Below are 26,995 nucleotides of genomic sequence, written 5' to 3' on the forward strand. Positions count from 1 at the left end.
CCTCAACGTCCCGTGATGCGGCCCTACGTGCGGAAAGACGGTCCGTGCCGGTGTGATGAACATCGCGTGGCGGGGTATCCCGCAACCGGCCAACCTCATGACCCGCAACGGGTGAAAGGACAGAGTCCCGATCCGGACGTCTGGCCGGTGGTCCGCCGACGATCGTGCAGAACGGCAGGGCCTAGGCTTGGGCTGAGTGACCCACAACGTGGTGGGTCGAGGGGAGTGGCACCGATGGACCGGCGTCCGGCGATCAAACCGGAACCCGACCTCCGGCAGGATGACTCTGGCCGGGACGACGACAGCTTCGATTCGGCGACCGACGGGGACGGCTACGGCCGACTCGACACGGGAGTGACCGGGCTGACCGGGTCGAGTATCGACACGATCTACGATCTGGGCCTGCCGACAGAGGCGTTGGCCGACGATGTGGAGGACGCCGAGCTCGACGAGCCGGTGCCCAACGCGGAGCGCCTGGTGGCCCAGGCCGTCGCGCTCGCCGGAGACGATCACGACGCGGCGACCCTGGTAGGCCGCTTCTGGCGGTTCGCCCCGGACGAGGAGCTGGTCGGCTTCACGGCGGAGGAGATGCTCGACGCGGCCCGCGCGCACCGGGACCTCGCCCAGCAACGGGTGCCGGGAGAGCTCAAGCTGCGGATCCACGAACCGCACGCGGACCAGCACCACACCGTCGTCGAGTTCGTCACCGACGACATGCCGTTCCTGGTCGACTCGGTGACCGCGCTGCTCAACTCGTACCACCTGGACGTGCACCTGCTGGTGCACCCGCTGGTGGTGGTCCGGCGCGAGCCGCTGGGCCGGCTCACCGAGGTTTCCGCGGACGTCGAACCGGACGACGCGATCGCCGGTGACATCATCGAGAGTTGGATGCGGATCGAGATCGATCCGGTCCGGGACGCCGCCGAGCGGGATCGGTTGCGCCGCGAGCTGCAACGGGTGCTCACCGACGTGCGGGAGGCGGTGGAGGACTGGCCGAAGATGCGTCAGCGGGCCCTCGCGCTCGCCGACGAGCTGGCCTCGGCCCGCACCTCGGACAACCGTCCGCCGGTGCCGGAGAAGGACATCACCGACTCGGTTGAGTTGCTGCGCTGGCTCGCCCAGGACCACTTCACCTTCCTCGGCTACCGCGAGTACCGGTTGGTGGACGCCGCTGGTGGCGGCGGCGCGGACATGGTCGACGGCAAGGCCCTGGAGGCGGTGCTCGGCACCGGTCTGGGCATCCTGCGTTCGGATTCGCCGGAGGCCCGGTCGCTGTCGTCGATGACGCCCGAGGCGCACGAGAAGGTGCTGGAGAAGCGCCTGTTGATCATCACGAAGGCCAACTCGCGCGCTACCGTGCACCGCTCTGCGTACCTGGACTACATCGGCTTCAAGATCTTCAACGAGGCCGGCGAGGTGATCGGCGAGCGGCGCTTCCTGGGCCTGTTCTCCACCGCCGCGTACCGGACCAGCGTGCGAGAACTGCCGGTGGTACGCCGCAAGGTGGCCGAGGTGCTGGACCGCTCCGGCCTGAGCCGGCGCAGCCACTCCGGCAAGGACCTGCTCCAGATCCTGGAGACGTACCCGCGCGACGAGCTGTTCCAGATCAAGACCGACGACCTGTACCACGCGGTGATCGGCGTGCTGCGGATGGCGGGCCGGCGGCAGCTGCGGGTCTTCCTGCGTCGGGACGCGTACGGGCGGTTCATCTCCTGCCTGATCTACCTGCCCCGGGACCGGTTCACCACGCAGAACCGGCTCCGCATGCAGGACATCCTGCTGCGCGAGCTGAACGGTGTCGGGGTGGACTACACCACCCGGGTGACCGAGTCGATGCTGGCGCGGGTCCACTTCATCGTCCGTACCGACCCGACCCGGCCGCCCGGTGAGATCGACGCCGACCTGCTCGCCGAGGAGTTGGCCGACGCGACCCGGCTCTGGGACGACGACTACCGGCTGGTGCTGGAGCGCAAGCTCGGCGACGAGCAGGCCAAGCACCTCTTCGCCCGGTACGCCGACGCGTTCCCGGAGGGCTACAAGGACGGGCACACGCCGTACGAGGCGATGAAGGACCTGGCCAAGCTGGAGCTGCTGGAGGAGCCCGGCCAGCTGGAGATGCACCTGTTCCGCAAGCAGCTCCCGCCCCGGCCCGGCACCCGCGTGCCGGGGGCGGACCCGACCGAGGCGATGGACGTCCGGTTCAAGGTCTACCGGTACGGCGAGCCGATGATGCTCTCCGCCGTACTGCCGGTGCTGCACTCGCTCGGTGTCCGGGTGGTCGACGAGCACCCGTACGAGGTGGACCGGATCGACGGCCGGGTGTACCTCTACGACTTCGGCCTGATGCTGCCCGAGGCGCACCAGGAGCTGGCCGAGGTACGCCCGCACGTGGAGAACGCGTTCGCGGCCGCCTGGCGTGGCGAGGCCGAGGTGGACCGGTTCAACGAGCTGGTGCTGCGCGGCGGGCTGACCTGGCGGCAGGTGGTGGTGCTGCGGGCGTACGCGAAGTACCTGCGGCAGGCCGGCACGGTCTTCTCGCAGGACTACATGGAGCAGACCTTCATCGCGTACCCGAAGCTCGCCGCGCTGCTGGTGGAGCTCTTCGAGACCCGGTTCGCGCCGGGCGAGCTGAGCACCGAGCAGCGTCAGCAGCGCAGCGGTGAGCTGGTGGAGACGATCCGGGGCGCGCTGGACGACGTGGCCAGCCTCGACCAGGACCGGATTCTGCGCTCGTACCTGACGCTGATCGAGGCGACCCTGCGGACCAGCTTCTACCAGAAGCGTGCCGACGGGCGGCCGAAGGCGTACGTGGCCTTCAAGCTCGACCCGCAGGCCATCCCGGACCTGCCGGCGCCGCGACCGAAGTTCGAGATCTTCGTCTACTCACCCAGGTTCGAGGGCGTGCACCTGCGGTTCGGGCCGGTGGCCCGGGGCGGGCTGCGCTGGTCCGACCGGCGGGAGGACTTCCGCACCGAGGTGCTCGGCCTGGTCAAGGCGCAGATGGTGAAGAACACCGTGATCGTGCCGGTGGGTGCCAAGGGCGGCTTCGTGCTGAAGCAGAAGCCGGGCGACCGGGACGAGGCGGTCGCCTGCTACCAGGCGTTCGTCGGCGCGATGCTGGACGTCACCGACAACATCGTCAGCGGGCAGATCGTGCCGCCCGAGGACGTGGTCCGGCACGACGGCGACGATCCGTACCTGGTCGTGGCGGCGGACAAGGGCACCGCGACGTTCTCCGACATCGCCAACGAGATCTCCAAGACCCACAACTTCTGGATGGGTGACGCGTTCGCCTCCGGCGGTTCGGCCGGCTACGACCACAAGAGGATGGGCATCACCGCCCGGGGCGCCTGGGAGTCGGTCAAGCGGCACTTCCGGGAGCTGGGCCTGGACACCCAGACCCAGGACTTCACCGTGGTCGGCGTCGGCGACATGTCCGGTGACGTGTTCGGAAACGGGATGCTGCTCTCCGAGCACATCCGGCTGGTGGCCGCCTTCGACCACCGGCACATCTTCCTCGACCCGACCCCGGACGCGGCCACCTCGTACGCCGAGCGCAGGCGGCTGTTCGAAATGCCCCGATCATCCTGGGAGGACTACAACCCGGAGCTGATCTCGGCCGGCGGTGGCATCTTCTCGCGTACCGCCAAGTCCATCCCGATCACCCCGCAGGTCCGCGCGGCGATCGGCTTGGACGACGACGTCACGCAGATCTCGCCGCAGGAGCTGATGAAGGCGATCGTCACCGCGCCGGTCGACCTGTTCTGGAACGGCGGCATCGGCACCTACGTCAAGGCGTCGAGCCAGACCAACGCCGAAGTGGGCGACAAGTCCAACGACGCGATCCGGGTGGACGGGCGTAGCCTGCGCTGCCGGGTGGCGGGCGAGGGCGGCAACCTGGGCTGGACCCAGCTCGGCCGGATCGAGTACGCGTTGACCGGTGGCCGGATCTACACCGACTTCATCGACAACGCGGCCGGCGTGGACACCTCCGACCACGAGGTGAACATCAAGATCCTGCTGAACACCGCGGTCGCCGACGGGGAGCTGACCACGGCTGCACGGGACGAGTTGCTGGCCGAGATGACCGACGAGGTCGCGGAGTTGGTGCTGCGGGACAACTACGACCAGGCCCGGGCGATCAACAACGCCCAGGCCCAGGCCGCCTCGCTGCTCCCGGTGCACCGCCGGATGATCAACGACCTGGAGCGCTCGGGCGCGTTGGACCGGGCACTGGAGGCGTTGCCGCCGGACGAGGAGCTGGCGGTCCGCAGCGAGTCGGGGCTGACCGCGCCGGAGTTCGCGGTGCTGCTCGCGTACGTGAAGATCGTCCTGGAGCGGGAGATCCTCACCGAGGGGCTGGCCGACGAGGAGTGGACGACCGAGGTTCTGGTCAACTACTTCCCGACGCCGATGCGCGAGCGGTTCGCCGACCGGATGGGCCGGCACCGGCTGCGCCGGGACATCGTCACCACCGTGCTGGTCAACGAGGCGATCAACCGGGGCGGCATCTCGTTCGTCTTCCGGGTGGTCGAGGAGACCGCGGCCAGCGCGGCCGACGTGATCCGGGCCTACGTGGTGGTCAGCGAGGTGTTCGGGCTGCGCGAGCTGTGGGACGCGGTCGAGGCGCTGGACAACAAGGTTGCGCCGGAACTGCAGACCAGCGTCTACCTGGACACCCGGCGGCTGCTCGACCGCGCGGTGCGGTGGCTGGTGTCCAACCGGCGCTCGCCGATCGACGTGCCGGCCGAGATCGCCCGGCTGCGCGACGGGGTGGCCCGGCTGCTGCCGGGGCTGGAGGAGCTGTTCTACGGCACCGAGCGGCAGGGCATCGTGGCGCACATCGACTCGATGACCGAGCGTGGCCTGCCCCGGGAGCTGGCGGAACGCGCGACCCGGCTCATGTACAGCTTCGGTCTGATGGACGTGGTGGAGACCGCGACCGGCAGCGGGCGGGACGTCAGCGAGGTGGCCTCGGTCTACTTCGTGCTCTCCGACCTGTTCCGGGTGGATTCGCTGCTGTCGAAGATCTCCCTGCTGCCGCGGGAGGACCGCTGGCAGACGTTGGCCCGGATGGCGCTGCGCTACGACCTGTACGCCGCGCTGGCCGCGCTCACCGCGGAGGTGCTCGACTCGACCCCGGACGAGCTGCCGCCGCACGAGCGGGTGCAGCAGTGGGAGCAGTCGAACGCCACCTCGATCCACCGGGCCCGCCGAGCCATGGGGGAGTTCGACGAGTCGAGGGCGGATCTCGCCGCCCTGTCCGTGCTGCTGCGCCAGATCCGCACCCTGGTGCGGACCTCCGCCGCAGCCTGAGTCGGTACGCCGGACGCGGTCCGGCCGGTCGGGTAACCCCGACCGGCCGGACCGCGTTGGTATTGGCTGGTCATTCCACCAGGGTGGCGAAGACGACCACGTTGTCCGGGTAGCTCTTGACGGTCTCGTCGAACTGACCGCCGCAGGTCACCACGCGCAGACCGGCCCGGTCGTTCGGCCCGTAGACCAGCTCGGTGGGGAAGGACGTCTTCGGGTACGACTTCACCGAGTCGACCCGGAAGGCGACCGGTTTTCCGTCCGCCCGCCCCACGGTGATCCTGTCGCCCGGGACGAGGGAGCCGAGGTCGAAGAAGACGGCCGGGCCGAGCTTCGCCGAGTCCACGTGCCCGACGATGACCGCGTTACCGGTCTCGCCGGGGCTCACGCCCGGCTCGTACCAGCCGGCCTGGTCGGCCTTGCTCAGCGGAGGGACCTGGACGGTGCCGTCCGGGTTGGTGCCCAGCGACATGATCGTCGCGTTGACGCCGATCCGGGGGATCTCGATCGTGGTCGCTGCGGAGCGGGCCAGTCCGGCCGGAGCCTCTGCCTGCGCGACGGATTCCCCGTCGACCGGAGGGACGCCGGTGGCGGTGACCGTCGGCCCGGTGACCTCGGGACCGGCCTGGGCCAGTGGCTGCGGCGGGCGGGGTGCGGGCGTGGTCTTCAGGGAGGCGCCGATCATGCCGGCGCCGATCATGGCCAGGGTGACGACGGCGACGGCCGCGCCGGCGGCGCGCCACGGTTTCCCGTGACGGCCGCCGGCCCGTGTCGTCGTCACGTCAGACGAGCGAACCATCGGTCCGCCGACGACGCATCAGCACGATCCCGCCCAGCGCGGCAGCGCCGAGCAGGCTCGCCCCACCGGTAGCCAGGCCACGGTCGGTGCCGGTGCTGGCGCCACCGTCACCACCGTCGACCCCGCCGCGGGGCAGGACGACGAGCTCACCCTCGCCGCACGAGCCTTTGAGCTCGTGGCGACCCGGACGGGCGTCCTTGTCGACCTTGGCCTCGCCGTAGTAGACGAAGTCCTTCTTGTGCTCCCAGTCCTTCTTGTCGTGGTCCTTGGAGTCCCGGTCCTTCTTGTCTTCGTCCTTGGACTCCCAGTCCTTCTTGTCCTGGTCCTTGGAGTCCCAGTCCTTCTTGTCGTGGTCCTTGGAGTCCCGGTCCTTCTTGTCTTCGTCCTTGGACTCCCAGTCCTTCTTGTCCTGGTCCTTGGAGTCCCAGTCCTTCTTGTCGTGGTCCTTGGAGTCCCGGTCCTTCTTGTCCTCGTCCTTGGACTCCCAGTCCTTCTTGTCGCGGCTGTCCTCCGCGTCCTGGCCGTGCTCCTCGCCCTTCCAGTCCTTGCTGCCCTCGTCGGCGGCAGCGCCGCCGCCCTGGCCGTACCGCTCACCGTTGGGCGGCTGCGGCTTGCCCGTGCCGTTCTCGTCCTTGCCGTCGTGGTCCTTGCCCTTGTCGTCCTTGCCGTGCTCGTCCTTGTCCTTGTCCTTGTCGTCCTTGCCGTGCTCGTCCTTGCCTTCGTGGTCCTTGCCCTTGTCGTCCTTGCCGTGCTCGTCCTTGTCCTTGTCGTCCTTGCCGTGCTCGTCCTTGCCCTTGTGGTCCTTGTCCCTGTCGTCCTTGCCGTGCTCGTCCTTGCCGTGCTCGTCCTTGTCCTTGTCGTCCTTGCCGTGCTCGTCGTGCACCGGCTTGAGCTTGACCTTGCCGGTGACCTTGGACCACACGAACGCGTGCTCCTGTCGCTCCGAGCAGATCTCGAGGAGCTTGACCTCGTCGCCGGCCTTGACCACGTGCGGCTTGGCGAACACCTTGCCGTCACGGTCCTTGCCGTCGTCGTGGTGACCGTCAGCGAACGCGATCCCCGGCGCGAACACCAGCAGCGACGCGCTCCCGAGCGCGGCGCCCGCAACGACCTTCCCGAGCATCTTCTTAGCCATGACCTGCGTCACTCCATCCCTGTTGTCCTGAGCCCGGCGACAACCGAGCTACGACCGACGTTAGACCGTTTCATGACCTTTGAAGCGAAAGATTCGTGTTTTGGCGTTTGCTGTTGGTAGGTGGCAAAGGAAGCACTGCGCGGCTTTCGCCGCAGTGAGTGCCGTCTCAGGCACGGCACGCCGTTGCGAGCGGCCCGCGCTGTTCCGCGCTCGCTGTGCCCTGCCCGTCGTGCTCATCCGGTAGCGGTGAGCACGGTGCCGCTCGTGCCGCTCGGGCCCGGCTCGGCGGTATCGTCCGACTCGGGTCACGGGCCTCACCACGGGAACGCATCGAGCCATTGCCATGGAAGCGCTCCCATGTAAGAATCGGCGCACGCGGTTCGGGGAGCCACACCGCGCAGGCAGGGAGTCGAGGGCATCCGGTCCACCGGACGACGTCCCGCCGCCGATTGACCGCCCGGCCGCGTGCCGGTCGTTCACCACCACCACGCCCGTCCGGGTCGGGCACCCCCGAAGAATCCCGTTTGGCGCCGGCGGCCGTCCGTCCAGGACGCCCACCGGGCCGTCTCGCCGGGCCGTACGCGAGCCCGGTCTCGCCCAAGGAGATCAGTGGCATGAATGTGTGGAGAAGGCTGTCCGGCCAACGCCGGGCCCTCGCGCTCGCCGGCGCGGGCGTCCTGGTCGCCGGCGGGTTGGTGACCATTCCGGTCACCGTGGCGCACGCCGCGACGCAGTGCGACGTCGCTTACACGACGAACGACTGGCCCGGTGGCTTCACCGCGAGCATCACCCTCAAGAACCTCGGCGACCCGGTCAACGGCTGGACCCTCGGCTGGACCTTCCCGAACGCGGGCCAGCGGGTTCAGCAGGGCTGGTCGGCCGAGTTCACCCAGTCCGGCAGCCAGGTCACCGCACGCAACCTGTCCTACAACGGCAGCCTCGCCACCGGTGCCTCGATCAGCCTCGGCTTCAACGGCGCTTGGAGTGGCAGCAACCCCAAGCCGACGTCGTTCACCCTCAACGGGGTGACCTGCAACGGCGGCACCACGCCGCCGACCACGCCACCCCCGACCACGCCGCCCCCGACCACCCCGCCGCCGACCACGCCGCCGCCCGCCGGCAGTAAGGTGGACAACCCGTACGCCGGGGCGCGGGGGTACGTGAACCCGGAGTGGAAGGCCAAGGCGGACGCCGAGGCGGGTGGCAGCCGGATCTCCAACAACCCGACCGCCGTCTGGCTGGACCGGATCGCCGCCATCAACGGCACCCCGGACAGCAGCTCCAACGGCGCCTTCGGGGTGCGGGACCACCTGGAGGAGGCGCTGCGCCAGGGCGCCGGCTACATCCAGTTCGTGATCTACAACCTGCCCGGCCGGGACTGCGCCGCGCTCGCCTCCAACGGTGAGCTGGGCCCGAACGACCTGCCCCGCTACAAGGCCGAGTACATCGACCCGATCGCCGCGATCCAGGCCGACCCGAAGTACCGGAACCTACGCATCATCAACATCATTGAGATCGACTCGCTGCCGAACCTGGTGACCAACACCTCGGGACAGCCGGGCGGTACGGCCATGTGCGACACGGTCAAGGCCAACGGCGCGTACGTCAACGGCGTCGGCTACGCCCTGACGAAGCTGGGCGCACTCGGCAACGTCTACAACTACATCGACGCCGCGCACCACGGCTGGATCGGCTGGGACAGCAACTTCGGCCCGACCGCCGACATGCTCAAGAGCGCCGCGGTCGCCTCCGGCAGCACGGTGGCGAACGTGCACGGCTTCATCGTCAACACGGCCAACTACTCGGCTCTCCGCGAGCCGTACGTCAAGATCACCGACTCGGTCAACGGCCAGTCGGTGCGGCAGTCCAAGTGGGTCGACTGGAACTTCTACGTCGACGAGCTGTCCTTCGCCCAGGCGTTCCGGCAGAAGCTGGTCCAGGTCGGCTTCGACGCCAACATCGGCATGCTGATCGACACTTCCCGCAACGGCTGGGGCGGCTCCGCGCGGCCCACCGGACCGGGCGCGACGACCAGCGTGGACACCTACGTCAACGGGGGTCGGATCGACCGCCGGATCCACGCCGGCAACTGGTGCAACCAGTCCGGTGCGGGCCTCGGCGAGCGGCCCCGGTCGGCGCCGGAGTCCGGCATCGACGCGTACGTCTGGGTGAAGCCTCCGGGCGAGTCGGACGGCTCCAGCGAGCTGATCCCGAACGACGAGGGCAAGGGCTTCGACCGGATGTGCGACCCGACCTACGGCGGCAACCCCCGCAACGGCAACAGCGCGACGGGTGCTCTGCCGAACGCGCCGATCTCCGGTGCCTGGTTCTCCGCCCAGTTCCAGGAGTTGATGCGCAACGCGTACCCGGCGCTCTGACCGGCTCGCTCCCGCACCCACCCGCCGCCGGCAGTAGGTGAGGCACTGCCGGCGGCAGGTTCCCCCGGGTCCCCGGTCCGACCGTTGTGGTCGGGCCGGGGACCCGCCCTCGTGCGCCGGGATCAGGGCACGGTGCGTTCGATCGCCGCCCGACCCTGCTCGGCCAGATCGCGGCGGGCCTTGTCCAGGTTCTCCGGGGTGAGGTCCTGCCCGCGGGCCATCACCAGATCCTCCGGCTCCCAGGGTTGCTCCGCCCCAGTCCGGATGTTGTCCCCGCCGGCGCCGGTACCCGTCCCGGTCGCTCCGGTGCCCGCCGCGTACGGGTCGCCGATCAGGTCGTCGGTGTCCGGCGCGAGGTCGTCCGGCCGGTCGCGGGGCTCGGCGAAGGCCGGGGTGTCCCGGTCGGGGCCGCCGCCGGTCCGCAGCTCCGGGACGGTGCTGTCATCGTCCACCGCAGAGGCCACCTCCGGGCTGTCCTCCAGCGGCGGTCGGCGATCGCGATCGGTCATGGTGCTGCCTCCTGTGTCCGACACGTTGCCTGATCCCCCTCGCGTACCCCCTCGGGCCGCGCTCATGCCCCGCGCCCCCGACACCGGCGTACACCGGTGCGCGGCCGATGGTCAGCGACCGGGCTCCTCCTCGGTGGGGGCGGGTGGTTCCGCCGGGCGCAGCCGCTGCCAGAGCAGCATGAGCAGGCCGAAGACGAGCATCACCAGGCCGGCCCACAGGTTGATCCGGAGGCCCTGGGCCTTGTCCCACCCGGCTTCGCCCGCCCGGAGGGTGCCGCGGGCGCTTTGACGGATGTGCGCGGGCGCCCCGGCCGGTCGGCCGGGGCGCCCGTGGTTCGTCGTCGCTCAGCGACCCAGCACGCGGTCCAGGAAGTCCCGGTAGCGGCGCACCGCCACCCGCAGGTGCTCGGTGTCCGCCGAGCCGGCGTCCTGCCATCCGCCCAGGGTGGTCTTCTGCGCGGCCAGCGCCGAGGCGAGTGCCTGGATGGCCTCCTCCACCAGCGCCTGCGCCTCGGCGGCCGCGGCCTGCGGATCGTCCACGAAGCGCAGCTGCACGTCCCGCCAGCGATCCCGGAACGCCTGTGCCGTGTCCGCGTCGAGGAGCGCGGCCGCCTCGGCCGCCACGGTCGAGCCGGCCGGTCGCGACGTCCCAGCGGACTCCAGCGAGGTGCCGGCGCCACGTCCGGCGAGCACCGGGTCGGCGTCCGGCGAGACCGCGTCCGGGTCGACCATCTCCGGCGTCGCGCTGCCGTAGGCGGCCGCGTCCGGATCGCCACCGGCCGCGGTCAGATCGCTGCGCCGCTCGGGCGCACCGTCCGTGCTTCCCGGCGCTACGACGGTCCGCGAGGTGTCCGCGTCGGCCCGCCAGTCGTCGTCAGTGTCCGCGTCCTCGTCCGCGTCGGTGTTTCGGCGGTGCAGCTCGGCCGTGGGGTCGGCGCGCAGACCCTCGCGTTCGCCGTCCTCGGCACCGTCGCCCGGCTGGGCGGTCCGCTCGCCCCGGGGGTCCGGCTTGTCCTGCGGGCGCGGGCTGGCCAGCGCGGAAGCCGCCACCGCGTCGGCCACCGTGGTGGCACCGAACGTTGTCGGCAGCGGCCCCGGCTCGTGGAACCCGCCCTCGTCGGCGGACCGGTCGTCCGGGTCGGCGGACCGGTCGTCCGGCCGGTCGTGCCGGGACCCGTCGGCCCGCTCGTCAGCGACGGACGGGTCGTCGAACGTGCCCCGGTCGTCCAGGGCGTCCTCGGGTATGTCCGAGCGGCCGGCCCGGTCACCGGCCGGCGGCACCGGGACCGGCGCGGACCGGACGGCCTCCGGGTGGTCGTTGCTCACCTGCTGCTCTTCCTGGCGCATCGGTGGCCTCCTCAGCGGCTCGTGGCGTCGTGCGGGGTGTCCGGATGGCGCTGCTCGGGCGGATGGTGGCCGACCGGCTCCTCGCCGAGCAGGTCGGCGAAGAGTGCCCGGTAGTGCACGACCGCCTGGCGCAGCTCCTCGGTGCTGGCCTCGCCCCGGGAGTTGCGCAGGTGGATCTCGTGCGCGTCCCGGTAGTTGGCCAGCGTGCGGGCGTGGTCGACGGAGAGGTGGGCGGTCTGGTCGGAGAAGTCCCCGGTCGGGTAGCCCTGCTCCTCGATGAGCCGGGTGACCAGTTCATCCGCGTCACCCACGGTCTCGCTCGGCGAGTCGATGAAGCGGACCTGGAGCTCCTCCCAGGCGGCGGCGTAGCGGGCCCGGGACTCCGGGCTGAGCGGGGTGAGCGCGAGTTCGGCGTGCCGGCGTTCCCGGTCGCGCAGTTCGCGCTCCGCGGCAGACCGGCTGTCCTGCTCGGCAACCACCCGGTCGTACTCCGGCCCGAACCGGCTGCGCAGCTCGCGGCGCCGGATGAGCGACCGGGCGGCCACGGCCAGCGCCGCGATCACCAGCACGACGAGCACGATGACGATTATCTGCGTGGGCGACATGGGCTCCTCCTTCGTTACCCGGTATTCCCTCCGCGTACTGATCGCCAATCCCCATCCGGGGCACTTTCCTTGCCGGCCCGCGTCCGATGTCGGGATTCCTCCCGGCGATGACGAGGCACACAGTGCCGCACCCGCCTAAAACTTGACTCATTCCAGAAAACGAGCTTGGGTGGGGTGATGCCGCTCGGAACCGACGTCGAACGCCTGCGGGCCGCTGGGCTGCGGGTCACGCAGCCTCGACTCGCGGTGCTCGCGACGGTGCGTGAGCGGCCACACCTGGATGCCGACACGATCACCCGGCGGACCCGGGTCCGCCTCGACCGGGTCTCCGGCCAGGCGGTCTACGACGTCCTGCACGCACTGACCGACGCGGGTCTGCTGCGCCGGTTCACCCCGGCCGGCGGGCCGGCCCGGTACGAGGTGGGCGGGGACGACCACGACCACCTCGTCTGCCGGGAATGTGGGGCGATCGTCGACACCGGCCGGAGCGCCGCCCCCGGGCCCTGCCTGGACCCGGGAGCCGCCGCGTTCGAGGTCGACTACACCGAGGTCACCTACTGGGGCCGCTGCCCCGACTGTCAGTCCCAGCACCGATCAGAAGCGCCGCACCAGCCACCTGGAGGAGAGCGATGAGCGACCAGGCCAACAAGCCGATCCTCACCACCCGGCAGGGTCACCCTGTCAACAACAACCAGCAGCAGCGGACGGTCGGCTCGCGCGGCCCCGCGACGCTGGAGAACTACCACTTCCTGGAGAAGATCAGCCACTTCGACCGGGAGCGGATCCCGGAGCGGGTCGTGCACGCGCGCGGTTTCGTCGCGCACGGCGATTTCGAGGCGTACGGGACGATCGGTGACGAACCGGCGGCGAAGTACACCCGCGCCAAGCTGTTCCAGACCAAGGGCAAGAAGACCCCGGTCACCATCCGGTTCTCCACCGTCATCGGCGGCCGGGACTCCTCCGAGGCCGCCCGCGACCCGCGCGGCTTCGCGGTCAAGTTCCGCACCGAGGACGGCAACTGGGACGTGGTGGGCAACAACCTCCAGGTCTTCTTCATCCGCGACGCGATCAAGTTCCCCGACGTGATCCACTCGCTGAAGCCGGACCCGGTGACCTTCCGCCAGGAGCCGAACCGGATCTTCGACTTCATGTCGAACACGCCGGAGTCGATGCACATGCTGACCTGGCTCTTCTCCCCGTACGGAATCCCGAAGAACTACCGCACCATGCGCGGCTCCGGGGTGAACACCTACCGTCTCGTCAATGCCCAGGGCGAGGGCGTGCTGGTCAAGTTCCACTGGATCACCCAGCAGGGCGAGCACAACCTGACCCAGGCCGAGGCGGACGCGATCCAGGCCACCGAGCTGGGTCACGCCTCCAAGGACCTCTACGACGCCATCGAGAGCGGCGAGTACCCGCAGTGGGAGCTCAACGTGCAGGTGATGAGCGACGACGAGCACCCGGAGCTGGACTTCGACCCGCTCGACGACACCAAGATCTGGCCGGAGGAGCAGTTCCCCTACCTGCCGGTCGGCATGATGACGCTCAACCGCAACATCACCGACCACCACAACGAGAACGAGCAGATCGCCTTCGGCACCGGCGTGCTGGTCGACGGCATCGACTTCTCCGACGACAAGATGCTGGTCGGCCGGACCTTCTCCTACTCGGACACCCAGCGCTACCGGGTCGGCCCGAACTACCTCCAGCTGCCGGTGAACCGGCCGCGCGAGGACGTCCAGGTCAGCACCAACCAGGGTGGCGGCCAGATGTCGTACGGGGTGGACAACCGGGGCGGCAACCCGCACATCAACTTCGAGCCGTCCTCGGTCGCCGGCCTCCAGGAGGCTGACGAGTCCTACCGGGAGTACCGTCCGTTCGTCTCCGGGCAGGTCATGAAGGCCCCGATCGAGCGGCAGAACAACTACTCCCAGGCGGGCCGCCGCTTCCGCGAGATGGCGGACTGGGAGCGCGACGACCTGATCCTCAACCTGACCACGCTGCTGGCCCAGTGCGACAAGCACATCCAGGAGAAGATGGTCTGGCACTTCAGCCAGTGCGACGAGAACTACGGCCGTCGGGTCGCCGAAGGGCTCGGCATCTCCGCCAACGCCTGACCCGTACCGCACCACCACGAGCGCCCCGCCGGTCCGCCGGCGGGGCGCTCGCCGTACCGCTCGGGTGCATTCCGGAGCGTCGATCTCGGCGCGACAGGCGGTAGTGCAACGGCCCGCGATTACGTATCCTGCCCAAGGCGCCCGCGCCGGTGCCCGGCGTCATGGCCGGGCGCAGCCGGCCGGCGCGTTGCCCGGCGGTGCCGGCGCCCCTCCTGCCACCCCTGTACGGGCGAGGTCTGATGAGAACCCGCGACTGGCCGATCCGTTCGAAGTTGACCGCGCTGGTCGTCGCGCCGGTCACCGCGCTACTGGCGTTATGGATCTTCGCGACCACGCTGACCTTCGGTCCCGCCCTGAACCTGCTCTCCGCCCGGACCCTGCTGTACGACCTGGGTCGCCCCGGTGAAGTCGTGGTCACCGAGCTGCAACGGGAACGCCGGCTCTCGGTGGTCCAACTCGCCGGCACCACCGAGCTGCCCGCGCTGACCGAGCAACGGCAGCGCACCGATCGGGCGGTCACCGAGCTGCGCCGCCGGGTCGACGGGGAGGAGCTGCGCGACGCTGCCAACGATCTGCTCGACACCCGGGTCGACCAGTTGGTCACCGCCCTGGCGGCGCTCCCGGCCGGCCGGGACTTCATCGACGACCGCAAGGTGGACCGGGCCGGCGCGATCGGCCTCTACAGCGGCATGATCTCCTCGGCCTTCCAGGCGTTCGCCGGCATGGCGACCCTGGCCGACCCCGACCTCAACCGGCAGGCGTTGGCGCTCACCGCGCTGGGCCGCTCCCGCGAGCTGCTCGGCCAGACCGACGCCCTGCTGGCCGGCGCGCTGACCGCCGGCCGGTACGCCGAGGGGGAGCACACCCAGCTGGTGCAGGCCATCGGCAACCAGCGGTGGCTCACCGAGAGCGCGGTGGCCGACCTGCCCGAGGCCGGCCGGGCCGCGTACCAGCGGTTGACCGAGAGCGAGGCGTTCACCCAGCTGCGCACGATGCAGGACGCGCTGGTCGTGGCCGACCGGTCCAGCCGGCCGCAGGTGGACGCGGCGAGCTGGCAGGCCAGCCACGACGCGGTGCAGCAGCAGTTGCGTGACTTCGAGCTGGCCGAGGCCGACGGGCTCACCGACCGCTCGGTGCCGATGGCGGTTCGGATCCTGATCCGCCTGGCTGCCGCCGGGGTGCTCGGGCTCGTCGCCGTGGTGGTCTCGGTGCTGGTGGCGGTGCGGGTCGGCCGCACGCTGGTCCGACGGCTCAGCGGGGTCCGCACCGCCGCCCTGGAGTTGGCCGAGCACCGGCTCCCGGACGTGGTGGCCCGGCTGCGCCGAGGCGAGCAGGTCGACGTCGCGCGGGAGGCACCCCCACTGGAGTACGGCCACGACGAGATCGGCGAGGTCGGGCGAGCCTTCACCGAGGTGCAGCGCACCGCGGTCCAGGCCGCGGTGGACGAGGTCACCCTGCGTCGTGGGCTCAACGAGGTCTTCCTCAACATCGCCCGGCGCAGCCAGAGCCTGGTGCACCGGCAGTTGCACCTGCTGGACCGGATGGAGCGACGCGCCGAGGACCCGGACGAGCTGGCCGAGCTGTTCCAAGTCGACCACCTCGCCACCCGGCTCCGCCGGCACGCCGAGGACCTGGTGATCCTCGCCGGCTCCGCGCCGGGCCGGGGCTGGCGCAACCCGGTCGCGATGGTCGACCTGGTCCGCGGCGCGATCTCCGAGGTCGAGGCCTACGACCGGGTGGACATCACCTCCGTACAGCCGGCTGGTGTGCTGGGCCGGGCCGTCGGCGACGTCATCCACCTGCTCGCCGAGCTGATCGAGAACGCCACCGCCTTCTCCCCGCCGGACACCCGGGTCACCGTGACCGGGGAGCAGGTGGCCAACGGCTACGCCCTGGAGATCACCGACCGTGGGCTGGGGATGTCCGCCGCCGCGTTGGAGACCGCCAACACCCGGCTGGCCAGCTCGCCCGAGTTCGACCCGGCGCAGAGCGCCCGGCTCGGCCTGTTCGTGGTGGCGCGGCTGGCCGCTCGGCACGGCGTGCGGGTGCGGCTACGCCCGTCCGGGGAGGGCGGGGTGACCGCCGTGGCGCTGGTTCCCACCGACCTGGTCACCGCCGAGCCTCCGGCCGGCCCCGACCCTGCCGCACCGGGTGCCGCGCCGGCCGGCCCGGACCGGCGGCTGACCCGGACCAGTCGTCGGGGCGCCGTGCCCCGGCCCCGGATGGGCCGCAGTCGACCGACCACCGCGGCGTCCGCCGCGGGTGCCCCGTCCGCTCCAGCCACCGGCACCCCGGCTCCAGGCAGCCTGGCTCCGGCCGTGCCTCCCGCGATCGGGTCGGACGCCACCGAGCTGGGCGATCACGGGTCGCCGGTCACCGCGCCGGCCGCGGTCGATGGGCCAGGTGACGGTGTCGCCGACCGGGTGCCACCCGCTGACGAGTCGGTGGACGAGCTGGACGGGCTGCCTCGCCGGGTGCGGCGGCGTACCCCCACCACCCGGCCCCGGTCGACCGTCGCCGACACCGCGACGCCCCGATCGCCGGAGGAGGTACGCCGGGTGATGTCGGCCCTCCAGGCCGGCACCGCCCGGGGCCGCGCCACCGTCATCACCCCGGCCACCCCGGCGGCCCCGACCACCCCGGCGGCCCTGACCACTCCGGCGGCCCCGACCGCTCCGGTCAGCCCGGCCGCTCCGGCGGACGGGGCGGCTCCGGTGAGTTCGGCCGCGCCGGTGACCCCGGCCAGCCCGGTCGGCGCGGACCCCCGTACCGGGCCGGCTGCCGACCCTGGGCCTGCCTCGCCCACCGCCGCGCCCGGACCGGCGGCGGCCCCCGAACCCCTGACCGCGAGTGAGAGGGACGCCTAGTGCGGCATTCGACGAAGCAGAGCGCCGGCCTCGACTGGCTGCTCGACGAGTTGGTTGTACGGGTACCGGCCGCCCGGGAGGCGGTGGTGCTCTCCGCCGACGGGCTGCTGCTCGGCTCGTCGGCCGAGTTGGAGCGTTCCGACGCCGAGCACCTTTGCGCGCTCGCCGCCGGATTCTCCAGCCTGGCCAGGGGCGCGAGCCGGCACGTGGACGGTGGCCCGGTCCGGCAGACCGTGGTGGAGATGGAGTCGGCGTACCTCTTCGTCACCGCCGCCGGACAGGGCGCCTGCCTGGCCGTGGTGAGCGATGCCGACGCGGACATCGGTCTGGTCGCGTACGAGATGGCGATGCTGGTGATCCGGGTGGGGGAGAACCTCACCGCGCCAGCCCGATCGTCGGCCGGTGCCGGTGATGCGGGCTGAGCCGCCCGGGCCGCAGCACGAGTGGCTGGACGGCGACGCCGGCCCGGTAGTGCGCCCGTACACACTCACCGGCGGCCGGGTACGCTCCGCCGTCGACGGTTTCGACCTGGTCGCGTTCGTACTGGCCAGGTTGGACCTCGATCCGGCGGGCGACCCGCGGCTGCTTCCGGAGCACCGGCGGCTGGTCGAGCTGGCCCGCCAACCTGTTTCGGTGGCCGAGTTGGCGGCCGAGTTGGACCTCGCGGTCGGGGTGGTCCGGGTGCTGCTCGGTGACCTCCTCGCCCAGGGCCTGGTCGCGGTGCACGAACCGCCGGCCGCCGGCAACCTTCCCGACGACGACATCCTCAAGGCGGTGGTCAGTGGACTCCGTGCGCTATGACCATGTGGGATCTGGCACCACCATCCCGCTGGCACTGAAGATCCTCATCGCCGGAGGCTTCGGAGCAGGCAAGACGACGCTGGTGAGCGCGCTCAGCGAGGTCCGGCCGTTGCAGACCGAGGAGGTGCTGACCGGTGCCGGGATCGGCACCGATGACGTCTCCGGGGTGGAGGGGAAGTCGACCACCACGGTGGCGATGGACTTCGGACGGATCACCATCACCGAGGATCTTCAGGTCTACCTGTTCGGCACCCCGGGCCAGGACCGGTTCTGGTTCCTCTGGGACGAGCTGGCCTTCGGCGCGCTCGGCGCGGTGGTGCTCGCGGACACTCGGCGGTTGGCCGACTGCTTCCCCTCCATCGACTACTTCGAGCAGCGCGGCATCCCGTTCGTGGTCGGCGTGAACTGCTTCGACGACTCGCGCCGGTTCAACCTGGAGACCGTACGCCGGGCGCTCGACCTCGACCCGGACGTGCCGATGGTGCTCTGCGACGCCCGGGACCGGCAGTCCGGCAAGTTGGTGTTGATCTCCCTGGTCGAGCATGTTGCCCGGCAGCGCGGGGAGCCGGTGCCGGCCGCCTGAGCGGGGCGCCGCCCGCGTTCGGCAGCGCCGACGCCGTCGTGGGCGAAGGCGTCGACGATGCCGATCCGCCGCCGGAAAGCCGGTTAACGGGCCGGCATCGCGGGCAGCCTCTGGTTGGATCGACGGAGGATGCCGGCGGAGGGGTTGCACGTGAGTGGTCAGGGCGAGATCGTCCACATCGGGGGTTACACGGCGCAGAGCGGCGGGCGGGGCAGCGGCATCGTGGCGGCCCGCCGCGACCCGGCCACCGGGGCGCTGACTCCGGTCGGCACGGTGGCGGTCACCCCGTCGCCCTCCTTCCTGGTTCGGCATCCCACCCAGCCGGTGCTCTACGCGGTCAACGAGCTGACGGACGGCGAGATCAGCGCCTGGCGGGTCGGGCCGGACGGCGCGCTGGACCCGCTCGGCAGCCGGTCGACCGGCGGCGCCGAGCCCTGCCACCTGGCCGTGCTGCCCGACGGCGCCCACCTGGTGGCGGCCAACTACGGCGGCGGCAGCGTCGCGGTCTTCCCGCTCGACCCGCAGGGTTCGCCCGGCGAGCGCACCGACCTGGTGGTGCACGAGGGTCACGGCCCGGACCCGGAGCGCCAGGAGCGGGCGCACACCCACATGGTCTCCCCGGGGTCGGGCCGGGGGCCGTTGCTCGCGGTGGACCTCGGCACCGACTCGGTCTACCGGTACGACCTGGACGGCGCGAGCGGGCGGCTGGTCCCACGCAGGCCACGGATCCGGACGGCGCCCGGCACCGGGCCCCGGCACCTGGCCCGCCACCCCGACGGACGGCGCTGCTATCTCGTCGGCGAGCTGGACGCCTCGGTCGTCGCGTACGAGCTGACCGACGACGGCGCGCTGCACCAGCGTGGTCGGGTCGAGGCGAGCGAGCGGACCGGCCACGTCCAGCCGTCGGAGCTGGCGGTCGCCCCGGATGGTCGATTCCTCTACGTCGCCAACCGCGGGGTGGGCACCCTCGCCGTCTTCAGCCTGGCCGGCGAGTTGCCCGAGCTGGTGGCCGAAGTGGACACCGGTGGCGAGTGGCCCCGGCACTTCGCGCTGGTCGGGGACCACCTCTACGTCGCTGATGAGCGGGCGGACATGGTGCGGGTCTTCCGGCGGAACGCCGACACCGGCGTCCCGGCGCCCGTCGGGGAGCCCGTGCTGGTGCCGAGCCCGACCTGCGTGCTGCCGTGAGCCTCGGCGTCGATGGACGGGATGCGAGGGCGGCGCGGGTTTGGCAACACGACGGGGCCGCATCATCACTGTGTGTTGCTAAACAGTGATCAACTGTTTCTCCTGCGTAACTTTAGTCCGAACGGTTGTGGCAAGGACGGCATCTTGTACGCAAGATGGTCACCGTGTCAGCAGGCCGCCATCGCATGCGTTCGAAACTTCATCTAGCCGCCGCCGCCGCGACGGCGACGGTTCTCGTCGTCACGACCGGCGTCTGGTTCGGCTATCGAGAGCTGATCCAGCCCAACTGTTCGGGCGAGATCCGGCTCTCGGTGGCAGTCGCGGCCGAGCTCGCGCCAGCGGTGGACGCCGCCGCGTCCCAGTGGGTGAAGGACGGCGCCGCGGTAGGCGGCACGTGCATCCGGGTGGACGTCTCAGCGTCCGACCCGGTCGACGTGGCCGCCGTGGTGGCGGCCAAGCACGGGGTCATCCTGGCCGGCGTGGGGCAGGCCAGTGGCACCGCCGTCACCCCGGACGTCTGGGTGCCGGACTCCTCGACGTGGCTGCTGCGGTTGAAGAAGGACGCGACCGCGTTCGCTCCGACCAACGGCGCGTCCATCGCGCGCAGCCCCATCGTGGTCGCGATGCCCGAGCCGGTGGCAACCCGGCTCGGCTGGCCCAACAAGAAGTTCACCTGGACGGACCTGCTCAAGCAGGTCAACAGCAGCAAGCCGCTGCGCACCGGGATCGTCGAGCCCACCCGGGACGCGGCCGGCCTGTCCGGTCTCCTCTCGCTGACCACGGCCGCCAGCGCGGCTGGGGGCGACGCCCAGCGCAACACCGTCGGCGCGCTGCGTGCGCTGGCCACCGGCCGTTCCTCGCTCCGTAACGACCTGCTGGCCCGCTTCCCGACCTCCAAGGACGCGACGTCCATCGCCAGTGGTCTCGGCGCGGCGGCCCTGTCCGAAGAAGACGTGATCGCGTACAACAGCAAGGAGCCGCCGGTCAAGCTCGCCGCGCTCTACATGGAGCCGGCGCCGATGCCGCTGGACTACCCGTACGCGGTGCTGCCCGGCCTGGAGCCGTCCAAGGCGTCCGCGGCCCGGGTGCTGTTCGAGCTGCTCACCACCCCGACCTTCCGCAACCGGCTCGCGGCGCAGTCGCTGCGCGCACCGGACGGCAACTGGGGCTCCGGCTTCAAGGCGCCGCAGGGTGCACCGAGCCCGGCCGGCGGCGCGTCGACCGCGCCGGCGACCGGCGGCACCGCCGCAGGTGGCCTGGACCCGGCCGCCATCCAGCGCGTCGTCACCACCTGGTCGGTCGCCACCCAGTCGGGTCGGATGCTCTGCGTCATCGACGTGTCCGGCTCGATGAAGGAAGAGGTGCCCAGCGCCAACAACCGCAGCCGGGAGGAGGTCACCGTGGACGCGGCCCGCCGCGGCCTCGGCCTCTTCGACGATTCCTGGTCGATCGGGCTGTGGACCTTCTCCACCAAGCTGGTCGGCAACCGGGACTACCGCGAGCTGGTCGGCATCGGCCCGCTCTCCGGCCAGCGGGCCCAGCTGGAGGCGGCGCTCGGCAACATCAAGCCATCCGACGGCGACACCGGCCTCTACGACACGATGCTCGCGGCCTACAAGACGGTGCAGGCGGACTGGCAGCCCGGCCGGGTCAACTCGGTGGTGCTCTTCACCGACGGCAAGAACGAGGACGACAACGGCATCTCCCAGGCCGAGCTGCTCGCCCAGCTGAAGCGGCTCGCCGACCCGGAGCGGCCGGTCCAGGTCGTCATGATCGGCATCGGTGAGGGCGTCAGCAAGACCGAGCTGGAGTCGATCACGAAGGTGACCGGTGGCGGTAGCTTCGTCACCAAGGACCCGACCGAGATCGGCTCCATCTTCCTCAACGCCATCGCGCTCCGTCCCCCGGCGCCGCGCTGAGTCGACGCTCAGCACGAAAGGGCCCGCCGTACCGCAATCCGGTACGGCGGGCCCTTTTTCGCCCTCAACGCTAAAGAAAAGTGACGGCAATGCGTCGTAAGTAATCGCTCACCACAGTTGTCGGGGCAGGATGTCGACGTGTCCGACAATGTCGGCCCGCCTCCGGTCCGACCCGTCGGCCGAGGCCGTCCTGAGCGGAGTGGGAGGGCCGGTGACCACTGCGACACTGTTGACCCCCGCCAGCACGTCGGCGAAGCCGGAAGGCCGTCCGGCCGGGCTGGTGGCGCGCGCCGACGAACGGTCCTACATCCGGATCCTGGTGGTGCTGGACACCACCGTCCTCATCCTCGCGCTGCTCATCGGGTACGTCTCCCGCTTCGGTAACGAGGAGCCGAGCGGCTCGAAGATCCCGTACGTGCTGGTGGCCCCGGGGCTGGTGCTGGCCTGGCTGGTCTCACTCAAGGCGCTCGGCTGCTACGACGACCGGGTGATCGGCTACGGGGCGGACGAGTACCGGCGGGTCAGCACGGCCAGCCTGCGGCTGGCCGGTGCGATCGCCATCGCCGGCTACATCGCCGACGTCGCGGTGTCCCGAGGCTTCCTCGGCATGTCCTTCGCGGTGGGCACCGTCGGGCTGGAGGTTGTCCGCTTCGCCGCCCGCAAGCGCCTGCACCGGGCCCGCTCTCGGGGCGCCGGCTGGTCCCGGAAAGTGCTGGTGGTCGGCGGCACCGCGCACGTGCTGGAGCTGGTGCAGACGTTGCGCCGAGAGCCGTACGCGGGCTACCAGGTGGTCGGCGCGTGCATCCCCGACGCGCTGCTGGCGCCGGTGGCGCAGCGGCTGGGTGACGTGCCGGTGGTGGGATCGTTCCGTGGCATCCCGGAGGCCGCGACCGCGATCGGCGCGGACACCGTCGCGGTCACCGCCTCCGGTGAGCTGACCGCCACCCGGCTGCGCCGACTCGGCTGGCAGTTGGAGGGGACCGGCATCGACCTGGTGGTGGCACCCGCGCTGACCGACGTGGCCGGCCCGCGGATCCACACCCGCCCGGTCGCCGGGCTGCCACTCATCCACGTCGAGGCGCCCGAGTTCCGCGGTGCGCGGAAGCTGGTGAAGGGCTTTGTCGACCGGTCCGTCTCATCGATGGCGCTGTTGGCGCTGCTGCCCCTGATCGCGGTCATCGCGCTGGCCATCAAGCTGGACAGCCGAGGCCCGGTGCTCTTCCGGCAGGTCCGGGTCGGCCGGGGCGGGCAGGAGTTCGGCGTGTTCAAGTTCCGCACCATGGTGGTGAACGCCGACGTACTGCTCGGTGAGTTGGCCGCCCGCAACGAGACCGACGGTCTGATGTTCAAGATGCGCGACGACCCCCGGGTCACCCGGGTTGGCCGGCTGCTGCGGAAGTGGTCGCTGGACGAGCTGCCGCAGCTGGTCAACGTGCTGCTGGGGCAGATGAGCCTGGTCGGGCCGCGGCCGCCGCTGCCCTCCGAGGTGGCCCGCTACGACGGTGATGTGGCCCGGCGGCTGCTGGTCAAGCCAGGAATGACGGGTCTGTGGCAGGTCAGTGGCCGGTCCGACCTGAGCTGGGAGGACGGCATCCGGCTCGATCTCTACTACGTGGAGAACTGGTCCCTCGCCGCCGACCTCACCATCCTCTGGAAGACCTTCGGCGCCGTGCTGAAAAGCCGCGGCGCGTACTGACCGTCCGCCGGCGGTGATCCCCGGCGACGACACGCCGGGCCGGCTACGGCTGCGGGCCGGTCCAGTCCAGGCAGACCACCACCGCGTCGTCGACCAGGTCACCGGACACGAACGCGCGCAGGTCCCCGATCAGCGACCGGACGGCGTCCAGCGGCTCCATCGGGCCGGTCCGCCGAAGGAACCGGTCCAGCGCCGTCTCGCCGTAGCGCACGTCCTGCCCGGTGGCGTCCACCACCCCGTCGCTGACCACGAAGAGCCGGTCGCCGCGCTCCAGCGGAAACCGCTGCTCGTGGTAGTCGGTCGCCTCGAACATGCCGAGCGGGAACTGCGCCTCCAGCGGCTGCTCGGTGACCTCTCCGTCACGCAGCAGGACCAGGCGGGGCGAGCCGGCGTCGACCACGGTCATCACCCCGGAGCGCAGGTCCAGCTCCATCAGCAGCGCGGACAGGTGCCGTTCACCCCGGTACTCGTCGTACAGGGCCTGGTCGGCGAGGGCGGCCTGGTCGGCCAGGCCGAGCCCGCCCCGGCGGGCGTTGCGGAGCGCGTGGGTGGCCAGTGAGGTGAGCAGGGAGGCCGCGACACCTTCGCCGGTGCCGTTGATGGTGGACAACCAGAGCCGCTGCCCGTCGTCGGACCAGTCGAAGCCGTCGCCGCGCACCGTGTACGCCGGCTCCAACTGCCCGGCCAGACTGAACGAGGGCCGGATCCGGCTGCGGCCCGGCAGCAGGTCCCACTGCATCTCGGCGGCCAGGGTGAGCCGCTGGCTGCGCCGCGCGGCGCGGTAGACGTCGGTGCCCGCGGAGACGGCGGCCAGCTCGTGGGCGAGCGCGGTGGTGATGTCGGCCAGCTCGCCGAGGAGGGCAGGGTCGTCCGGGACCGGTGCCAGTCGCAGCACGCCCCGACGCTCGCCGCGCATGCTGACCGGGAGCCAGGCGGTGCCGTCGGCGAGCACCGGCGACTGATGGTCGAAGGCGCGCCAGGCGGGGTGTCCGGGACCCGTGATGGGGTCACCCTCGGTGAGGGGCAACAGCTTCGAGAGTCGGTAGTCGACCTGGTACAGCTCCGCCTCGGTGATCCCGTACGGCTGGGCCAGAACATCCCCGATGCCGACGACGAGTCGATCGGCGGGTGTCTCGTTCAGGGCGCGTCGTGCCCGATTGACCGTTTCGCTCATCACCACTCCCTTGATCAAAGCTCGACCACCAGTGGGTTCGGAGTAGTCTCGGGCCACCATGGCCGAACTGCACGGTCCGCCGGACCCCGAGACGAGTATGGCTGCCGCATTAGACGCGGCAGCGGCTGCCCTGCTGACCGTGTGGGAGTCCGCCCGGGAGAGGACGGCCAACCGGGTCTCCGGAGCCCAGCTACGGGCTGTGATGGTGGTGGAGCAATTCGACGGGATCAACCTTCGCCGGCTCGCCTCCCGACTCGACATGCTGCTCAGCTCCGCCAGTCGGCTCTGCGACCGGCTGGTCGCCGCCGGAATGCTGGAGCGCGAGCCGGGTCGGTTCGACCGGCGGGAGATCGCCCTGCACCTCACGCCGGAGGCCCAGCGGCTGCTCGCCGAGCTGCGGGCCAACCGGCAGGCACAGCTCGCCGCCGTGCTGAACGGGATGACACCGGCGGGACGCAACGCGCTGCTGCGGGGGATGCAGGAGTTCGATGAGACCGCCCGCCGGCAGCGGGGCCAGAACGTGCAGGCGCCGGGTGGGCCGGACGGCCCGGACCGGCCGACCGGGCCGACGGACTCGGTGGAGGATCCGGACGGGCCGACCCGGGCGGTGTGGCCGGGCGTCTCGGGTGGCCCGGAGCGGACCGTCGGCGCATCCCGGGAGCAGCCCACCGGTGAGCCCCCGGTGGCCCGGACCGCCTGACGCCCCGTCGGTCACGCCGGCGCTGACGCACGCACGGCCAGCATCGCGATGTCGTCGTGGGCCTGCCCGTCCAGCCATTCGTCGACCAACTGGCGCAGCCAGTCGACCAGCGCTGCCGGAGGCAGCCCGGCCGCCGAGGCGAGCGCGGCGCTCAGCCGGGCCTCGCCGAACATCTCCACGCCGCGCGGCCCGCCGCGCGCCTCGCGATGCTCGGGCGTCGAAGCTCTCAGTGTCGTCGGCGATCGCCCGGGCCAGTGGCGGCACCGGGCACCGGGACAGGTCGACGCCCGCGGTGATCTCCGGGAGCAGCTCCGTCGCAGTGGCGTTGACCAGGGTGACCCGCCCGCCCGCGTCGGTCGTCAGCACGGCCTCGGCGAGCCCGTCGAGCAGCTCCCGGGCCAACTGAGAGTCGGCCGGCAGCGGATGGCCGGTGGGCTGTCGGGTCGTGCTCACCGCCCGACGCCGGCCCGCGTCTGACGACCTCTGCACATGCTGTTCCTGGCTCCTTGCCCGGGGATCGTTGCTGGAGGGAAAGCGTACCGAGCCCCTCCGGCGGACGCCCAGAGCGGACGGCCCGGCTCAGCCGCAGCGGGCCAGCCAGCCGGCGGGCCGGGCGACGATCCGGCGGACCACCGAGCCGGCCGCGCCCACCGCGGCGGCTTCCGCGCCGAGCGTCGCCGGCCGGACCGTGACCGGTGACCAGGCGGCGGTGAGCACCCGGCTGGCGATCTCGGCGAGCACCGGCGGGCACAGCCAGGGCGCCAGCGGTGCGTATCCGCCGCCGAGCACCACGGTGTCCAGATCCAGCAGGTTGACCACGCCGGCCACCGCGACACCGAGCGCGGTCCCGGCGTCGTGCAGCGCCCGCAGCGCGGCGGCGTCGCCCGCCTCGGCCAGCTCGGCCAGGCGCGCGGTCGCGGTGTCCGCGGGGAGCTCCGCCCGGGCCAGCCCGGCGGCGGCCACGATGGCCTCCTGCCCGGCGTACTGCTCCAGGCAGCCCCGCCCGCCGCAGCGGCACGGAAGGCCCTGCGGGTGGACCGGGAGGTGCCCGATCTCGCCGCTCCACCCGCGGACGCCACGGAACAGCGCCCCGTCCAGCACGATCCCGGCGCCGATGCCGACCTCGCCGGAGATGTGCAGGAAGCTGGCCGGGCCGGGCGGCCGGGAGTGCAGCTCGCCGAGCGCCGCGAGGTTGGCCTCGTTGTCCACCACCAGTGCCGGCATGCCGGGCACCTGCTCGGTCAGCGGGGAATGCCTGGCGAGCAGTGCGGGCACCGGCACGTCCCGCCAGCCGAGGTTCGGTGCGAGCCGGACCATCCCGGCGTCGTCCACCAGGCCGGGCACGGCGAGCGCGGCCCCGGCCAGGGTCAGGCCCTGCCGGGCGGCGTCGGCGCGGGCCTGTCCGGCCAGCTCGACCAGTCGGGCCAGGGCGTCGGCGGGGTCGACCGGGCGCAGGTCGGCCCGGTGCACGGTCCGGTGCCGGACCTGACCGGCGAGGTCCACCACGCAGACCGCCAGATAGTCGACGTTGACCTCCAGGCCGAGCCCGGCCGGCCCCTGGTCGGCCAGCACCAGACCCCGGGCCGGGCGGCCGGCGCCGGCTCGGGGCGCCGGGTCGGCCTCGCTGACCAGTTGGCCGGCGAGCAGGTCCTCGACCACCGCGGAGACGGTGGCCCGGGTCAGGCCGGTCGCCGTGGCCAAATCGGCCCGGGACGGGGGTCGGTCGGCGGCGGCGATCCGGCCGAGCACCAGGGCGAGGTTGAGCTCGCGCAGGCTGCCCTGACGGACCGCACCGGCAGGGGCGTTGGTGGGGCTCACCCCTTGACAGTGCCATACGTCGCGCAAATAATTCAATCGTTGAACA

General features: G+C 71.5%; 20 protein-coding genes. 12 read left to right on the top strand and 8 right to left on the bottom strand.

Annotation, left to right across the window (positions count from 1 at the left end; genetic code table 11):
• Nucleotides 1-234 precede the first annotated feature (234 nt).
• Nucleotides 235-5,316, top strand: a complete 5,082-nt coding sequence (locus OG990_RS35350; RefSeq protein ID WP_386987116.1) for an NAD-glutamate dehydrogenase — start codon at nt 235-237, stop codon at nt 5,314-5,316.
• A gap of 70 nt (nt 5,317-5,386) precedes the next feature.
• Here the strand turns inward: OG990_RS35350 and OG990_RS35355 are convergent, their stop codons facing one another.
• Entirely contained in the window at nt 5,387-6,094 is a 708-nt protein-coding gene (locus OG990_RS35355) for a class F sortase (RefSeq protein ID WP_328419767.1), read from the bottom strand.
• A gap of 1 nt (nt 6,095) precedes the next feature.
• Nucleotides 6,096-7,247: a hypothetical protein gene (locus tag OG990_RS35360; RefSeq protein ID WP_406078456.1), complete on the bottom strand. Its 1,152-nt coding sequence runs from the start codon at nt 7,245-7,247 to the stop codon at nt 6,096-6,098.
• Nucleotides 7,248-7,861: 614 nt separating this feature from the next.
• Between OG990_RS35360 and OG990_RS35365 the strand changes: the two genes are divergently transcribed.
• The gene (locus OG990_RS35365; RefSeq protein ID WP_406078457.1) at nt 7,862-9,625 is read left to right on the top strand and encodes a glycoside hydrolase family 6 protein; all 1,764 of its coding nucleotides are present in this window, start codon (nt 7,862-7,864) and stop codon (nt 9,623-9,625) included.
• Between the two features lie 122 nt (nt 9,626-9,747).
• Here OG990_RS35365 and OG990_RS35370 read toward each other — a convergent pair whose 3' ends face one another.
• The 3 genes from OG990_RS35370 to OG990_RS35380 form a co-directional block, all read right to left on the bottom strand.
• Complete coding sequence (locus tag OG990_RS35370) at nt 9,748-10,134, bottom strand: hypothetical protein (protein ID WP_328419762.1); 387 nt, start codon at nt 10,132-10,134, stop codon at nt 9,748-9,750.
• Between the two features lie 345 nt (nt 10,135-10,479).
• On the bottom strand, nt 10,480-11,481 hold the full coding sequence (locus OG990_RS35375; protein ID WP_406078458.1) for a hypothetical protein: 1,002 nt from the start codon (nt 11,479-11,481) through the stop codon (nt 10,480-10,482).
• A gap of 11 nt (nt 11,482-11,492) precedes the next feature.
• Nucleotides 11,493-12,086 carry a hypothetical protein gene (locus tag OG990_RS35380; RefSeq protein ID WP_386987104.1) on the bottom strand — a complete coding sequence of 198 codons (594 nt, stop codon included), beginning with the start codon at nt 12,084-12,086 and terminating at the stop codon, nt 11,493-11,495.
• Between the two features lie 177 nt (nt 12,087-12,263).
• Here OG990_RS35380 and OG990_RS35385 point away from each other — a divergent pair, with 177 nt between their 5' ends.
• The 9 genes from OG990_RS35385 (at nt 12,264) to OG990_RS35425 (ending at nt 23,257) form a co-directional block, all read left to right on the top strand.
• Nucleotides 12,264-12,719, top strand: coding sequence for a Fur family transcriptional regulator (locus OG990_RS35385; RefSeq protein WP_328419753.1), 456 nt, complete (start codon nt 12,264-12,266; stop codon nt 12,717-12,719).
• On the top strand, nt 12,716-14,203 hold the full coding sequence (locus tag OG990_RS35390) for a catalase (protein WP_355609384.1): 1,488 nt from the start codon (nt 12,716-12,718) through the stop codon (nt 14,201-14,203). Before OG990_RS35385 ends, OG990_RS35390 begins: the two co-directional genes overlap by 4 nt.
• Before the next feature lie 239 nt (nt 14,204-14,442).
• Nucleotides 14,443-17,070, top strand: a complete 2,628-nt coding sequence (locus OG990_RS35395) for a nitrate- and nitrite sensing domain-containing protein (RefSeq protein ID WP_406078459.1) — start codon at nt 14,443-14,445, stop codon at nt 17,068-17,070.
• Nucleotides 17,070-17,492 (top strand): roadblock/LC7 domain-containing protein, encoded by a 423-nt coding sequence (locus OG990_RS35400; RefSeq protein ID WP_386987092.1) that lies wholly within the window; start codon nt 17,070-17,072, stop codon nt 17,490-17,492. Before OG990_RS35395 ends, OG990_RS35400 begins: the two co-directional genes overlap by 1 nt.
• On the top strand, nt 17,482-17,871 hold the full coding sequence (locus tag OG990_RS35405; RefSeq protein WP_386987089.1) for a DUF742 domain-containing protein: 390 nt from the start codon (nt 17,482-17,484) through the stop codon (nt 17,869-17,871). The genes OG990_RS35400 and OG990_RS35405 overlap by 11 nt, the downstream gene beginning before the upstream one ends.
• Nucleotides 17,852-18,454: an ATP/GTP-binding protein gene (locus OG990_RS35410; RefSeq protein WP_355609373.1), complete on the top strand. Its 603-nt coding sequence runs from the start codon at nt 17,852-17,854 to the stop codon at nt 18,452-18,454. Before OG990_RS35405 ends, OG990_RS35410 begins: the two co-directional genes overlap by 20 nt.
• Nucleotides 18,455-18,604: 150 nt before the next feature.
• Entirely contained in the window at nt 18,605-19,642 is a 1,038-nt protein-coding gene (locus OG990_RS35415; protein ID WP_406078460.1) for a lactonase family protein, read from the top strand.
• Nucleotides 19,643-19,806: 164 nt separating this feature from the next.
• Nucleotides 19,807-21,561 carry a substrate-binding domain-containing protein gene (locus tag OG990_RS35420; RefSeq protein WP_406078461.1) on the top strand — a complete coding sequence of 585 codons (1,755 nt, stop codon included), beginning with the start codon at nt 19,807-19,809 and terminating at the stop codon, nt 21,559-21,561.
• Nucleotides 21,562-21,772: 211 nt separating this feature from the next.
• A complete protein-coding gene (locus OG990_RS35425) occupies nt 21,773-23,257 on the top strand; it encodes a sugar transferase (protein WP_406078462.1) in 1,485 nt (494 codons plus the stop codon).
• A 43-nt stretch (nt 23,258-23,300) separates the two neighbouring features.
• On the opposite strand, the gene OG990_RS35430 is transcribed toward OG990_RS35425, so the two are convergent.
• Nucleotides 23,301-24,431, bottom strand: coding sequence for a PP2C family protein-serine/threonine phosphatase (locus tag OG990_RS35430; protein ID WP_406078463.1), 1,131 nt, complete (start codon nt 24,429-24,431; stop codon nt 23,301-23,303).
• 58 nt (nt 24,432-24,489) lie between these two features.
• Between OG990_RS35430 and OG990_RS35435 the strand changes: the two genes are divergently transcribed.
• Nucleotides 24,490-25,131 (top strand): MarR family winged helix-turn-helix transcriptional regulator, encoded by a 642-nt coding sequence (locus tag OG990_RS35435; RefSeq protein ID WP_406078464.1) that lies wholly within the window; start codon nt 24,490-24,492, stop codon nt 25,129-25,131.
• Nucleotides 25,132-25,142: 11 nt separating this feature from the next.
• Here the strand turns inward: OG990_RS35435 and OG990_RS35440 are convergent, their stop codons facing one another.
• Both OG990_RS35440 and OG990_RS35445 read right to left on the bottom strand, forming a co-directional pair.
• Nucleotides 25,143-25,451 (bottom strand): SpoIIE family protein phosphatase, encoded by a 309-nt coding sequence (locus OG990_RS35440; RefSeq protein ID WP_406081977.1) that lies wholly within the window; start codon nt 25,449-25,451, stop codon nt 25,143-25,145.
• Nucleotides 25,452-25,710: 259 nt separating this feature from the next.
• Nucleotides 25,711-26,949, bottom strand: coding sequence for an ROK family protein (locus tag OG990_RS35445; RefSeq protein WP_406078465.1), 1,239 nt, complete (start codon nt 26,947-26,949; stop codon nt 25,711-25,713).
• Nucleotides 26,950-26,995 lie beyond the last annotated feature (46 nt).

Origin of the sequence: Micromonospora sp. NBC_00858 (assembly GCF_045207365.1) — a bacterium.
In the GTDB taxonomy this organism is placed as follows: Bacteria; Actinomycetota; Actinomycetes; order Mycobacteriales; family Micromonosporaceae; genus Micromonospora.

Bases quoted from the DNA above. Each gene is read 5' to 3' on its own strand.
- OG990_RS35375 (WP_406078458.1), bottom strand. From the start codon at position 11,481: ATGCGCCAGGAAGAGCAGCAGGTGAGCAACGACCACCCGGAGGCCGTC.
- OG990_RS35430 (WP_406078463.1), bottom strand. From the start codon at position 24,431: ATGAGCGAAACGGTCAATCGGGCACGACGCGCCCTGAACGAGACACCC.
- OG990_RS35405 (WP_386987089.1), top strand. From the start codon at position 17,482: ATGCGGGCTGAGCCGCCCGGGCCGCAGCACGAGTGGCTGGACGGCGAC.
- OG990_RS35435 (WP_406078464.1), top strand. From the start codon at position 24,490: ATGGCCGAACTGCACGGTCCGCCGGACCCCGAGACGAGTATGGCTGCC.
- OG990_RS35385 (WP_328419753.1), top strand. From the start codon at position 12,264: ATGCCGCTCGGAACCGACGTCGAACGCCTGCGGGCCGCTGGGCTGCGG.
- OG990_RS35365 (WP_406078457.1), top strand. From the start codon at position 7,862: ATGAATGTGTGGAGAAGGCTGTCCGGCCAACGCCGGGCCCTCGCGCTC.
- OG990_RS35395 (WP_406078459.1), top strand. From the start codon at position 14,443: ATGAGAACCCGCGACTGGCCGATCCGTTCGAAGTTGACCGCGCTGGTC.
- OG990_RS35370 (WP_328419762.1), bottom strand. From the start codon at position 10,134: ATGACCGATCGCGATCGCCGACCGCCGCTGGAGGACAGCCCGGAGGTG.
- OG990_RS35360 (WP_406078456.1), bottom strand. From the start codon at position 7,247: ATGGCTAAGAAGATGCTCGGGAAGGTCGTTGCGGGCGCCGCGCTCGGG.
- OG990_RS35380 (WP_386987104.1), bottom strand. From the start codon at position 12,086: ATGTCGCCCACGCAGATAATCGTCATCGTGCTCGTCGTGCTGGTGATC.
- OG990_RS35390 (WP_355609384.1), top strand. From the start codon at position 12,716: ATGAGCGACCAGGCCAACAAGCCGATCCTCACCACCCGGCAGGGTCAC.
- OG990_RS35350 (WP_386987116.1), top strand. From the start codon at position 235: ATGGACCGGCGTCCGGCGATCAAACCGGAACCCGACCTCCGGCAGGAT.